Source organism: Rhodococcus sp. GA1 (assembly GCF_024321955.1).
GTDB lineage: Bacteria > Actinomycetota > Actinomycetes > Mycobacteriales > Mycobacteriaceae > Rhodococcus > Rhodococcus pyridinivorans.
The window spans coordinates 796,058-808,939 of the sequence record NZ_CP097186.1 but is presented as its reverse complement, the minus strand read 5'-3'; the positions used below and the strand labels follow the sequence as shown (position 1 = coordinate 808,939).

Below are 12,882 nucleotides of genomic sequence, written 5' to 3'. Positions count from 1 at the left end.
CGGGCGTGCTCTCGCGCGGTGCCCGGACCTGCCGGTAGGGGGAGCGTCGGCGCCGCGATCGACCAGCCAATAGGATGGACACCTGTGACTCCCTCCGACCTTGCTCAGCTGCTCCGCGGAACCGCCGCCGGTGTCCTCACCGACCGTGGTCTCGACGCGTCCGTTCTTCCTGAGACCCTCACCGTCGAGCGCCCGCGCAATCCGGAGCACGGCGACTACGCGACCAACGTCGCGATGCAGGTTGCGAAGAAGGTCGGCGTCAATCCCCGCGAACTCGCCACCTGGCTCGCCGAAGCCTTGACCGCCGCCGACGGCATCGACTCCGCCGAGGTCGCGGGCCCCGGCTTCCTCAACATCCGGCTCGCCGCCGACGCCCAGGGAGCGATCGTGGCGAAGGTGCTCGCCGAGGGCGCCGCCTACGGCACCGGCAGCGACCTCGCGAACACGAGGATCAACCTCGAGTTCGTCTCCGCCAACCCCACCGGCCCGATCCACCTCGGTGGCACCCGCTGGGCCGCGGTCGGCGACGCGCTCGGACGAATCCTCACCGCCCAGGGTGGCGAGGTCACCCGCGAGTACTACTTCAACGACCACGGCGCGCAGATCGACCGCTTCACCCGGTCGCTCATCGCCTCCGCACTCGGACAGCCCGCCCCCGAGGACGGCTACGCCGGCGCGTACATCGTCGACATCGCCTCCTCCGTGCTCGAGCAGCGCCCCGACGCCCTCGAGCTCCCCGAGGACGAGCGGCACGAGACGTTCCGCTCGATCGGCGTGGACCTGATGTTCGCGCACATCAAGCGCACCCTCCACGAGTTCGGCGTCGACTTCGACGTGTACTTCCACGAGAACTCCCTCTTCGAGAGCGGAGCCGTCGAGAAGGCCGTCGAGACCCTGAAGGCGTCGGGCAATCTGTACTTCGACGACGGCGCGTGGTGGCTCAAGAGCACCGATTACGGCGACGACAAGGACCGTGTCGTCATCAAGTCCGACGGCAACGCCGCCTACATCGCCGGCGACATCGCCTACTTCCAGGACAAGCGCTCGCGCGGCTTCGACCTGTGCATCTACATGCTCGGTGCCGACCACCACGGCTACATCGCGCGTCTGAAGGCCGCCGCGGCGGCGTTCGGCGACGACCCCGACACCGTCGAGGTGATGATCGGCCAGATGGTCAACCTCGTCCGGGGCGGCGAGGCCGTGAGGATGAGCAAGCGGGCCGGCACCGTGATCACCCTCGACGACCTCGTCGAGGCGATCGGCGTCGACGCCGCCCGCTACTCGCTCGTGCGTTCCTCGGTGGACCAGAGCATCGACATCGACCTCGAGCTGTGGGCGAGCACCACGAACGAGAACCCGGTCTACTACGTCCAGTACGCCCACGCACGACTGTCGTCGATCGCGCGCAACGCCGCCGATCTCGGCCTGACCGCCGAGGGCGCCGACTTCTCGCTACTCACCCACGAGCGCGAGGGCGACCTCATCCGCACCCTCGGCGAGTACCCCCGGGTGCTGGCAAAGGCGGCCGAACTGCGCGAACCGCACCGCGTCGCCCGCTATCTCGAGGAACTCGCGGGCACCTACCACCGCTTCTACGACGCCTGCCGGATCCTGCCGCAGGGCGACGAGGAGGCCGGACCGCTGCACACCGCGCGACTCGCGTTGTGCGCGGCCGCACGCCAGGTCCTCGCCAACGGCCTCGGCCTGCTCGGCGTCACCGCCCCGGAGCGGATGTGAACGCGCACCCCGCGGGACCGCGTCACGCCCAGATCCCGCACGCCCCCAACCTGCCCGAGCGCCCGGCCGACACCGCGGCGCTCAACGCGCTGGCCCCGCACGTGTGGCCCCGCAATGCCGCGCGCGGCGAGGACGGCGTCATGCGCATCGCCGGTATCCCGGTGACCGAGCTCGCCGAGAAGTACGGCACCCCGCTGTTCGTCGTCGACGAAGACGACTTCCGCTCCCGCTGCCGGGAGATCGCCGAGGCCTTCGGCCCGTCGGCGAAGGTGCACTACGCGTCGAAGGCGTTCCTGTGCAGCGAGATCGCACGGTGGGTTCATCAGGAAGGGCTCTCGCTCGACGTCGCGTCCGGCGGTGAGCTCGCCGTGGCCCTGCACGCCGGATTCCCCGCCGGGAAGATCGCGATGCACGGCAACAACAAGTCCGTCCGCGAACTGCAGGCCGCCGTGACCGCCGGGGTCGGGCACATCGTGCTCGACTCGCTCGCCGAGATCGACCGGCTCGACGCGGTCGCCGGTGAGGCCGGTGTCGTCCAGGACGTGCTCATCCGCGTGACCGTGGGAGTCGAGGCCCACACCCACGAGTTCATCTCCACCGCGCACGAGGACCAGAAGTTCGGGCTCTCGCTCGCCGGTGGCAACGCCATGCAGGCCGTGCGCCGCGTCTTCGCGGCCGACAATCTCCGCCTCGTCGGCCTGCACAGCCACATCGGCTCGCAGATCTTCGATGTCGACGGCTTCGAACTGGCCGCCCACCGCGTCATCGGCCTGCTGCGCGACATCGTCGCCGAGTTCGGTGTCGACAAGACCTCGCAGATGAACATCGTCGATCTCGGCGGTGGTCTGGGCATCTCGTACGTGCCGAGCGACGACCCGCCGCCGGTCGCCGACCTCGCGGCGAAGCTGGGCGACATCGTCCGCACCGAGTCCGCGCTCGCCGGGCTGCCGGCCCCGACCCTCGCGGTCGAACCGGGCCGCGCCATCGCCGGACCGGGCACAGTGACGCTCTACGAGGTGGGAACCCTCAAGGACGTCGAGGTCGGTTCCGGGCACGTCCGCCGCTACATCAGCGTCGACGGCGGCATGAGCGACAACATCCGCACATCGCTGTACCAGGCGGAGTACGAGTCGCGCCTCGTCTCCCGCGTGAGCGACGCCGAGCCGGTGGTCTCGCGCGTCGTCGGCAAGCACTGCGAGAGCGGCGACATCGTCATCCGCGACGCTTGGATGCCCGCAGACGTCGCAGCCGGTGATTTACTGGCGGTCGCGGCGACGGGTGCATACTGCTACTCGATGTCGAGCAGGTACAACCTGCTTCCTCGCCCCGCCGTCGTGGCGGTCAAGGACGGCGTCTCGCGCGTTCTGCTGCGCCGCGAGACCCTCGAAGATCTGCTCAACTTGGAGGTTTCGGAGTGACCAGTGTAACGGCGACCGATGCTTCGGGCCGGCGTCCGGTGGGTGTGGCGGTTCTCGGACATGGCACCGTCGGTGCCGAGGTCGCGCGGATCATCCGCGAGGACGCCGCGGATCTCGAGGCGCGCATCGGTGCCCCCCTCGAGCTGAGGGGCGTCGCCGTGCGCGACGCCGCCCGCGACCGGGGTCTTCCCGCGGAACTGGTCACGACGAACGCCGAGGCGCTGATCCGCCGCGACGACGTCGACATCGTCGTCGAGCTCATCGGTGGCATCGAACTGCCCCGCAAGCTCGTGCGCACGGCGCTCGACGCCGGCAAGTCCGTCGTCACCGCCAACAAGGCACTGCTCGCCGCCTACACCGGCGAACTGGCCGAGGTGGCCGAGGCCCGCAACGTCGACCTGTACTTCGAGGCGTCCGTGGCCGGCGCGATCCCGGTGATCCGCCCGCTTACCCAGTCGCTCGCGGGCGACAAGGTCAACCGGGTCGTCGGCATCGTCAACGGCACCACGAACTACATCCTCTCGGCCATGGACGAGACGGGCGCAGACTACGGCGAGACGCTCGCCGAGGCGGGCCGCCTCGGATACGCCGAGGCCGATCCCACCGCCGACGTCGAAGGCTTCGACGCCGCCTCGAAGGCGGCGATCCTCGCGTCGATCGCCTTCCACACCCGCGTGACGGCCGCCGACGTCTACCGCGAGGGCATCTCCTCGATCACCGCCGCCGACCTCACCTCGGCGCGCGCGCTCAACTGCACGATCAAGCTGCTCGCGCTGTGCGAGCGCGTCCCGTCCGTCGACGGCAAGGACCGCGTGTCCGCCCGGGTCTACCCGGCCCTCGTGCCCCGCGAGCACCCGCTGGCCTCGGTCAACGGCGCGTTCAACGCCGTCGTCGTCGAAGCGGAGTCCTCGGGTCGGCTCATGTTCTACGGCCAGGGTGCCGGTGGCGCCCCCACCGCCTCCGCCGTGATGGGCGACCTCGTGATGGCCGCCCGCAATCGGGTGCAGGGCGGTCGTGGTCCGCGTGAATCGAAGTACGCGCAGCTGGAAATCGCGCCCATGAGTGACATCCTCACCCGCTACTACGTCAATCTGAAGGTCGCCGACCGGGCCGGCGTGCTCTCCGCGGTCGCCGCCGAGTTCGCCACGCGGGGCGTGAGCATCGCAGCGGTCCGCCAGGAAGGCGCGGGCGACGCTGCCCGTCTGGTGGTACTCACCCATCAAGCCACCGACCGTGCGCTGGCGGATACCGTCGCAGCGCTCGACAAACTCGAATCCGTGATCGCTGTGACCAGCGTCCTGAGACTGGAGGGATCCGCCGAATGAGCGCGGCCGAGAAGAACACCACCCCCGTACACACGCCGTGGCCGGGCCTGATCGAGGCGTACCGTTCGCGCCTGCCGATCGGTGACGACTGGAAGACGGTCACGCTGCGCGAGGGTGGCACGCCGCTGCTCCCGGCTCCGCGCCTGTCGGAGATCACCGGCTGCGAGGTGCATGTCAAGGTCGAGGGTCTCAACCCCACCGGCTCGTTCAAGGACCGCGGTATGACCATGGCGGTCACCGAGGCCCTCGCGACCGGCAAGCAGGCGGTGCTGTGCGCGTCCACCGGCAACACCTCGGCCTCGGCCGCCGCCTACGCCGCGCGCGCCGGCATCGGCTGCGCGGTTCTCGTCCCGCAGGGCAAGATCGCGATGGGCAAGCTCGCCCAGGCCGTCATGCACGGCGCGAAGATCGTGCAGGTCGAGGGTAACTTCGACGACTGTCTGGAACTGGCACGCAAGACCACCGCGGAGTTCTCCACCATCGGTCTGGTCAACTCCGTGAACCCGGTGCGTATCGAGGGCCAGAAGACTGCCGCCTTCGAGATCGTCGACGCGCTCGGCGACGCCCCCGACGTGCATGTGCTGCCCGTCGGCAATGCCGGCAACATCACCGCCTACTGGAAGGGCTACAGCGAGTACGCCGCCGACGGCCTCAGCACGCGCCGCCCGCGCATGCTCGGCGTCCAGGCCGCTGGTGCCGCGCCGCTCGTCCTCGGCCATCCGGTGAAGGATCCCGAGACCATCGCGACCGCCATCCGCATCGGCGCTCCCGCATCGTGGAACGGCGCGGTCGCCGCCAAGGAGGAGTCGAACGGCGCATTCCGTGCGGCGACCGACGAGGAGATCCTCGAGGCGTACCGGCTGCTCGCGAAGTCCGAGTCGATCTTCGTCGAGCCGGCCTCGGCCGCCTCCATCGCAGGTCTGCTCGCCGCGAGCAAGGAAGGCTGGCTCGAGCGCGGCCTGAAGGTCGTGTGCACCGTGACCGGCAACGGTCTCAAGGACCCCGATACGGCCCTGCGCGACGTGCCCGTGGTCGAGCCCATCCCGGTCGACCCGGTCGCGGTCGCCTCCGCGCTCGAATTGGCCTGAGTTGACCGCCACGCCTTCCTCCGTTGGGAATCAGGACATGACGCAGACGTTGCCCGTGGGGCTTTCGGTGACGGCACGGGTTCCCGCCTCGAGCGCGAATCTCGGTCCCGGCTTCGACTGCCTGGGTCTCGCCCTCGGTCTGTACGACGAGATCACCGTCACGACAACGGCTTCCGGGCTCGACGTGAAGGTGGAGGGGGAAGGCGCCCAGGAGGTTCCGTGGGGACCCTCCCATCTCGTGGTCCGTGCCGTCGAGCGGGGACTCGAGGCCGCCGGTGTGTGGGCGGACGGACTGGACGTCGTGTGCCACAACGTCATCCCGCACTCGCGTGGCCTGGGATCCTCCGCCTCGGCGGCGGTGGGAGGGCTGGCAGCGGCCAACGGGCTCGTCCGCAAGATCGCTCCCGAGCGCGTCCTCGACGACGAGCAGCTCGTGCAGCTCGCCTCCGAGTTCGAGGGCCATCCCGATAACGCCTCCGCGAGCGTCCTCGGTGGGGCAGTGGTGTCGTGGACCGAGGTCGAAGTCGACTCCGAACAGCGGACCTACCGCGCGGTGAGCCTGCGTGTGCACCCGGACATCAAGGCGTACGCCTTCGTCCCGTCGGTCCGTTCGTCGACGGCCCACACCCGGGGCCTGCTGCCCGAACTCGTCCCACATCGGGACGCGGCGTTCAACGTCAGCCGAGCGGCTCTCGCGGTCGTCGCGCTCACCGAGCGGCCCGAGCTGCTGATGCCGGCAACGCAGGATCTGCTCCACCAGGCTCAGCGGGCACCCGCACTCCCGCTCACCACCAAATGGGTGGCCGCACTGCGCGAGGCGGGCATCCCCGCCGTCGTCTCGGGTGCCGGGCCGACCGTGCTCGCGCTCACGACCTCCGCGCTGCCCGACGAACTGCGGGCCGCCGCCGAGGCCGACGAACTGACGGTGCTCGAACTCGAAATCGCCGAGGGCGTCCAGGTCGACTGAGTAGACGCGCAGTGCTGGGGGACCGACGGATGGTGCCGGATGGAGGTCGACGGGTGGTGCAACACACACGTCCCATCCGGCACGGCGATTCTTGCTCTACGTACAGATCGTCGCTATTCTGTGGGGTGTCCGCACGTCGTGCGTATCAGTCGCCGGATTCTCCAGGGTAATCACTCCAGCTCCATCGGGGCGTCGAGCCTGGATCGATCCTCACCTGCTCCCGGATCCGGGAGGGGGACAGACCGCACCTACCGGATTTCGGTGTGGTGGCGGACGTGCCGACCGTTCGTTTTCCCTGAACTCGTACGGCAAATCCCAGCTCAGTGGACGAACTGATCTGCGGGACGAACCCTCTGCTGCGCATGAGCGAGCGAGGGAAGGAAGGATCTCCGTGACAGATACGGACCTGATCACTACACCTGCTCTCGACATTCCCGAGGCCGGTAGCCGGACGACCACGCGCGGTCGCCGCGGAGCAGGCCTTTCGGGCATGGTGCTTGCCGAGTTGCGGACTCTTGCCGCCGAGCTCGGAATCAAGGGCACCTCCGGGATGCGCAAGGGTGATCTCATCGCTGCGATCAAGGAGAAGCAGGGAGGCGGCGCCGCCGCACCTGCCGAGCAGCCTGCAGCCGAGAAGACCGCTGCCCCCGAGAAGACCGACGCGGCAGCGAAGACCGACGCGGCAGCGAAGACCGACGCGGCAGCGAAGACCGAGACGGCCGACAAGCCCGAGGGAGCACCCTCGCGTGGCACCCGCGGTCGCCGTGGCCGTGCCGCCACCGACGAGACCGCCGCGCCCGAGCAGAAGGCCGACGCCGCACCGGCCGAGCAGAAGGCCGACGCCGAACAGGCCGAGCAGAAGGCCGACGTGAAGCACGGTGAAGAAGGCTCGCAGGAGAAGCTGCAGGGCGGCCAGACCCCCAGTGGCGACAACGAATCCGACGGTAACCGCCGCGGCCGTGGCCGTCGCGGACGCCGCGGTGGCGACAACGCCGACCAGAACCAGCAGACCGAGGGTGCCGACGCGTCCGAGGACGGTCGCCAGGATCGCGACTCGCACCGCGAGCGTGGCCAGGACCGTAACTCCGGCGACGGCTCCTCGCGCCGCGACCGTAACCAGGGCGACCGTAACCAGGGTGACCGCAACCAGGGCGACCGCAACCAGGACGCCGGCGATCGCGACGGCGGTAACCAGGGTCCGCGCCAGGGCCAGGACAACCGTGGGGGAGACGACGAGGAAGGTGGCCGCGGTCGCCGGGGTCGTCGCTTCCGTGAGCGTCGTCGTGGACGCGACCGCGGCGAGAGCGGTTCGGACTCGCGCGAGCCCGAGATCCGCGAGGACGACGTCCTGCAGCCGGTCGCCGGCATCCTCGACGTCCTCGACAACTACGCGTTCGTCCGCACCTCCGGCTACCTCGCCGGCCCGAACGACGTGTACGTGTCGATGAACATGGTGCGCAAGAACGGCCTGCGCCGCGGCGACGCCATCACCGGCGCCGTGCGGGTCCCACGTGAGGGCGAGCAAGGCAACCAGCGTCAGAAGTTCAACCCGCTGGTTCGTCTCGACACCGTCAACGGGCGCGAGGTCGACTCGGCCAAGCGCCGCCCCGAGTTCAACAAGCTCACGCCGCTGTACCCCAACCAGCGACTGCGCCTCGAGACCCAGCCGAACATCCTCACCACGCGCGTGATCGACCTGGTCATGCCGATCGGTAAGGGTCAACGTGCACTCATCGTGTCGCCGCCGAAGGCCGGTAAGACCACCGTCCTCCAGGACATCGCGAACGCGATCGCCGTCAACAACCCCGAGTGCTACCTGATGGTCGTGCTCGTCGACGAGCGTCCCGAAGAGGTCACCGACATGCAGCGTTCGGTGAAGGGTGAGGTCATCGCCTCGACCTTCGACCGGCCGCCGTCGGATCACACCTCGGTCGCCGAGCTCGCCATCGAGCGTGCGAAGCGTCTCGTGGAGATGGGCCAGGACGTCGTGGTGCTCCTCGACTCCATCACCCGTCTCGGCCGCGCGTACAACAACTCGTCGCCGGCATCCGGACGCATCCTCTCCGGTGGTGTCGACTCGACCGCGCTGTACCCGCCGAAGCGTTTCCTCGGTGCCGCCCGCAACATCGAGAACGGCGGATCGCTCACGATCATCGCCACCGCGATGGTCGAGACCGGTTCCACCGGCGACACAGTGATCTTCGAGGAGTTCAAAGGCACGGGTAACGCCGAGCTCAAGCTCGACCGGAAGATCGCCGAGCGGCGCGTGTTCCCGGCGGTCGACGTCAACCCGTCCGGTACCCGCAAGGACGAGCTGCTCATGAGCCCCGACGAGTTCGCCGTGGTGCACAAGCTCCGCCGCGTGCTTTCGGGCCTCGATTCGCACCAGGCGATCGATCTGCTCATCGACCGGCTCAAGAAGTCCAAGACGAACATCGAGTTCCTCATGAATGTGGCGAAGACCGCACCGGGGGCACTCGACGACTGACGTCGGCGCCCCGGGGAATTTCCTCCCGGGGCCCTACGTTTGGCATAATCGGCAGGCTCAGTCCGGCTCCGGTTCACGTCTTCGACCCGCGAAGGCGACCCGGCGGCCATGAAAGGGACACCATGAAGGCAGGAATCCACCCCAACTACGTGACGACGACCGTCGTCTGCGGTTGCGGTAACACGTTCGAGACGCGCAGCACCAAGGAGTCGGGACGTATCAACGTCGAAGTCTGCTCCAACTGCCACCCGTTCTACACCGGCAAGCAGAAGATCCTCGATACCGGTGGACGCGTCGCGCGTTTCGAGGCTCGCTACGGCAAGCGTGCGCCGAAGAAGGCCGCTTCCGACAGCTAGCTGTCACGCCGACGCCCGGTACTGCCCTCGTGCAGGCCGGGCGTCGGCTTTTTCATTGCAAGACCGAAATCAGAGCGGAGCACACTCATGGCGGGGCAGACCAAGCCGTCGGCCATCGACGACATCCTGGCCGAATACGCGGGTCTGGAGCAGCAGCTGTCCGACCCGTCGCTGCACGACGATCCTGCGGCAGCGCGTCGGGTGGGCAAGCGGTTCGCCGAACTCGCCCCCGTGATGTCGACCTACAACGCTCTGAAGCAGGCCCGCGAGGACCTCGAGGCGGCGCGCGAACTCGCCGCCGACGACGCGACTTTCGCATCCGAGGTCGACGACCTCGAGGCGCAGGTCGCCGAGCTCGACCGCTCGCTCACCGACCTGCTCGCCCCGCGCGACCCGCACGACAGCGACGACGTGGTCCTCGAGGTCAAGTCCGGTGAGGGCGGCGAGGAATCCGCCCTGTTCGCCGGCGATCTCACCCGGATGTACACGCGCTACGCCGAACGTGCCGGTTGGCGCGTCGAGGTCCTCGGTGCCACCTACTCCGATCTCGGCGGCTACAAGGACGTCACGCTGTCGATCAAGTCGCGGACCGATGTGCGCGACGGCGTGTGGTCCCGCCTGAAGTTCGAGGGTGGCGTGCACCGCGTCCAGCGTGTGCCCGTCACCGAGTCGCAGGGACGCGTGCACACCTCCGCGGCCGGCGTCTTCGTCTACCCCGAGCCCGACGAGGTCGAGCAGGTGCAGATCGACGAGAGCGACCTGCGCATCGACGTCTACCGGTCGTCCGGCAAGGGTGGTCAGGGTGTCAACACCACCGACTCTGCCGTGCGCATCACGCACCTTCCCACCGGCATCGTGGTGACCTGCCAGAACGAACGCTCGCAGCTGCAGAACAAGGCCCGCGCGATGCAGGTCCTCGCGGCGCGCCTGCAGGCAGCGGCCGAAGAAGCTGCCGAGGCCGAGGCGTCAGCGGGTCGCGCCAGCCAGGTCCGGACCGTCGACCGGTCGGAGCGCATCCGCACCTACAACTTCCCGGAGAACCGGATCACCGATCACCGCATCGGCTTCAAGTCCCACAACCTCGACGCGGTGCTCGACGGCGAACTCGACGCACTGCTCGACGCCCTGGGCGCCGCAGACAGAGAGGCCCGGCTCGCGGCGGAGTGACCGCGAACCGGGCTCGTCGCCAGGGGATCAGGCAGGAGTGTCGGCGCCCTGACCGGCCTCGCCGTCCTCTACCGCCGCCGGTGGAACGTTCGTGAGATCGACGCCCGGCAGCAGGAAGCAGCCCTCGCCGCCGGCGTTCTGATGGGCGCCCCAGACTGCGCTGACGACGAGTCCGTCACCGGTCTGGAGAGCGACGGCAGGTTCCTCCTCGTCGATTGCGTCCGGAAGGACACCACCGCCCAGCTGGAGCGTCCTCAGGTTCACCCAGCTGATCTGGCCTCCTCCGCTGCCCTCCTGCTCGATCTCGTACTCGATCTGGCCGGGCTCCGCGTCCTCCTCGGCGAGAGCGGTCTCCGTGTCGACCACGCCGATACCCGCCGGGCATCCGATGGGGATCGGCTGGAAGTCGATGGGCTCGGCACTCGCGAGAGCAGGGGCCGCGAAGGCGGTCGCACCCGCAGCGGCAAGGACGGTGATTCCACGCACAGTCCGCGTCTTCATGGAGCAATCCCTTTCTGTCGATGAAACCGACCGGAAGGTATCGGTCCTCGTTCGGGTGCCCATCCCGCCGTGCCGTCAATCACGTTGTCGGAAACACCCTCGATGTCCGGTCCGGGTGTTCTGCGTGCAATGCGAGGGCTACCTCGGCGTAGTGCAGGTACGAGGTCGTGGCACGCTGTAAGGCGTGAGCCGTCAACCTCTGCGCCTGGCCATCATCGAAGCGGCATCGGTCCTCGAGGAAGCCGGAGTCCCGAGTCCCCGGGTCGACGCCGAACTTCTCGCAGCGCACCTGCTCGGCATCGAGCGCGGGCGACTCGGTCTGGTCCCGCTCGTCGAGGCGACGACCATCGACGCCTACCGCTCGATGGTCGAACAACGGGCGAAGCGGATTCCTCTGCAGTACATCACCGGCACCTCGCCGATGGGGGAGATCGACCTGGCAGTGGGGCCGGGGGTGTTCGTCCCGCGACCCGAGACGGAACTGCTGCTCGGGTGGGCGCTGGCCTTCCTCGAACGCCACGGCAGCCGCAACCCGGTCGTCCTCGACCTGTGCACCGGATCCGGCGCGCTGGCGCTGGCGATCGCGCATGCGCGTCCCGACGCCGAGGTCCACGCCGTCGAACTCGAAGCGAAGGCCCTCGCCTGGGCGCGTCGGAACGCCGAGACCCGCGCGGAGGAAGGGGACACCCCGATCCGGCTGTACCAGGGCGATGTCACCGACCGCATGCTGCTCACCAACCTCGAAGGCAGTGTCGACCTGGTGGTCGCCAACCCGCCCTACATCCCGGAAGGAGCCGACCTCGAACCCGAGGTGGTCGAACACGATCCGCACTCGGCGCTCTTCGGGGGAGCGGACGGACTGTCCGTCATCCGGCCCGTGGTTTCCAACATTGCGCGGTGGCTGCGGATCGGGGGAGCGGCAGCGGTCGAGCACGACGACACGCACAGCCTGCTGGTCGCCGAACTGTTCGAGCAGCGTCGGGTGTTCGGCGACGTCGTGCGGCACCCCGACCTCGCCGGGAAGGCCCGCTTCGTGACCGCGCACCGCGTTCCTACGGCGGTGGAGGCCGACCGCATGAAGTCGGTACGGTCTGCGGCGGACGGCTGACGGGCAGGACCCGTCCGGTGCCGATTGCGGCCGAAGTGGAAGGATGAGCGCGTGAGCACCGTGTACGACTGCAACAACGAAGCTTCGCGCGCCGCCGGACTCAACGCGGCGCGCGGCGCACTCAAGGCCGGACGACTCGTCGTCGTACCCACCGACACGGTGTACGGCATCGCTGCCGACGCCTTCGACTCCGACGCCGTAACGGCGCTCCTGCGCGCGAAGGGGCGCGGCCGCGACATGCCGGTGCCGGTCCTCGTCGGCTCCTGGACGACCATCGACGGTCTCGTCGCCTCGGTGCGTCCCGAGGCGCGGGAGTTGATTCGCGCGTTCTGGCCGGGCGGACTCAGCCTCGTGGTGCACCAGGCACCGTCCCTGGCCTGGGATCTCGGCGACACCCGCGGCACCGTCATGCTCCGCATGCCGCTGCACCCCGTCATCCTGGAACTGCTGCGCGAGGTCGGTCCGCTCGCGGTCTCCAGCGCCAACGTCTCCGGTCGGCCCCCCGCCACGAACGTCACCGAGGCGCGCGAGCAACTCGGAGCATCGGCGAGTGTCTATCTCGACGGTGGCCCGGCAGAGCACGGGGTCGCATCGACGATCGTCGACCTCACGGGCGACCGCCCGCGCATCCTGCGCGAGGGTGCGGTGACGGCCGAAGCACTCGCGGAGGTGCTCGGTGACGATCCCGAGCGCCTTCGGTCCGGCGGGGAGTAGCGGCGGAGGAACG

At 69.0% G+C, this 12,882-nt stretch carries 11 protein-coding genes; 10 read left to right on the top strand and 1 reads right to left on the bottom strand.

What is annotated here, in order from left to right; all coding sequences use genetic code 11:
* Positions 1-84 precede the first annotated feature (84 nt).
* The 8 genes from argS (at position 85) to prfA (ending at position 10,546) form a co-directional block, all read left to right on the top strand.
* Positions 85-1,737 (top strand): arginine--tRNA ligase, encoded by a 1,653-nt coding sequence (gene argS, locus M3330_RS03880; RefSeq protein WP_006552577.1) that lies wholly within the window; start codon positions 85-87, stop codon positions 1,735-1,737.
* The gene (gene lysA, locus M3330_RS03875; RefSeq protein WP_024103697.1) at positions 1,734-3,155 is read left to right on the top strand and encodes a diaminopimelate decarboxylase; all 1,422 of its coding nucleotides are present in this window, start codon (positions 1,734-1,736) and stop codon (positions 3,153-3,155) included. Before argS ends, lysA begins: the two co-directional genes overlap by 4 nt.
* Positions 3,156-3,193: 38 nt before the next feature.
* Positions 3,194-4,480, top strand: coding sequence for a homoserine dehydrogenase (locus tag M3330_RS03870; protein WP_006552579.1), 1,287 nt, complete (start codon positions 3,194-3,196; stop codon positions 4,478-4,480).
* Complete coding sequence (gene thrC, locus M3330_RS03865; RefSeq protein WP_006552580.1) at positions 4,477-5,568, top strand: threonine synthase; 1,092 nt, start codon at positions 4,477-4,479, stop codon at positions 5,566-5,568. The genes M3330_RS03870 and thrC overlap by 4 nt, the downstream gene beginning before the upstream one ends.
* A 37-nt stretch (positions 5,569-5,605) precedes the next feature.
* The gene (thrB, locus tag M3330_RS03860) at positions 5,606-6,535 is read left to right on the top strand and encodes a homoserine kinase (protein ID WP_033097981.1); all 930 of its coding nucleotides are present in this window, start codon (positions 5,606-5,608) and stop codon (positions 6,533-6,535) included.
* Between the two features lie 490 nt (positions 6,536-7,025).
* Complete coding sequence (rho, locus tag M3330_RS03855; protein WP_255028820.1) at positions 7,026-9,023, top strand: transcription termination factor Rho; 1,998 nt, start codon at positions 7,026-7,028, stop codon at positions 9,021-9,023.
* 122 nt (positions 9,024-9,145) lie between these two features.
* Complete coding sequence (gene rpmE, locus M3330_RS03850) at positions 9,146-9,379, top strand: 50S ribosomal protein L31 (RefSeq protein ID WP_006552583.1); 234 nt, start codon at positions 9,146-9,148, stop codon at positions 9,377-9,379.
* Positions 9,380-9,466: 87 nt separating this feature from the next.
* Positions 9,467-10,546, top strand: coding sequence for a peptide chain release factor 1 (prfA, locus tag M3330_RS03845; RefSeq protein WP_024103702.1), 1,080 nt, complete (start codon positions 9,467-9,469; stop codon positions 10,544-10,546).
* Positions 10,547-10,573: 27 nt separating this feature from the next.
* On the opposite strand, the gene M3330_RS03840 is transcribed toward prfA, so the two are convergent.
* On the bottom strand, positions 10,574-11,047 hold the full coding sequence (locus tag M3330_RS03840) for a hypothetical protein (protein ID WP_064256595.1): 474 nt from the start codon (positions 11,045-11,047) through the stop codon (positions 10,574-10,576).
* Between the two features lie 184 nt (positions 11,048-11,231).
* Here M3330_RS03840 and prmC point away from each other — a divergent pair, with 184 nt between their 5' ends.
* Positions 11,232-12,155, top strand: a complete 924-nt coding sequence (gene prmC, locus M3330_RS03835) for a peptide chain release factor N(5)-glutamine methyltransferase (RefSeq protein ID WP_255027045.1) — start codon at positions 11,232-11,234, stop codon at positions 12,153-12,155.
* Between the two features lie 51 nt (positions 12,156-12,206).
* Complete coding sequence (locus M3330_RS03830) at positions 12,207-12,869, top strand: L-threonylcarbamoyladenylate synthase (RefSeq protein WP_024103704.1); 663 nt, start codon at positions 12,207-12,209, stop codon at positions 12,867-12,869.
* Positions 12,870-12,882 lie beyond the last annotated feature (13 nt).

Excerpts from the sequence above, each read along its gene's own strand:
- prfA (WP_024103702.1), top strand. The coding sequence starts at position 9,467 with ATGGCGGGGCAGACCAAGCCGTCGGCCATCGACGACATCCTGGCCGAA.
- M3330_RS03840 (WP_064256595.1), bottom strand. The coding sequence starts at position 11,047 with ATGAAGACGCGGACTGTGCGTGGAATCACCGTCCTTGCCGCTGCGGGT.
- rpmE (WP_006552583.1), top strand. The coding sequence starts at position 9,146 with ATGAAGGCAGGAATCCACCCCAACTACGTGACGACGACCGTCGTCTGC.
- thrC (WP_006552580.1), top strand. The coding sequence starts at position 4,477 with ATGAGCGCGGCCGAGAAGAACACCACCCCCGTACACACGCCGTGGCCG.
- rho (WP_255028820.1), top strand. The coding sequence starts at position 7,026 with ATGGTGCTTGCCGAGTTGCGGACTCTTGCCGCCGAGCTCGGAATCAAG.
- thrB (WP_033097981.1), top strand. The coding sequence starts at position 5,606 with ATGACGCAGACGTTGCCCGTGGGGCTTTCGGTGACGGCACGGGTTCCC.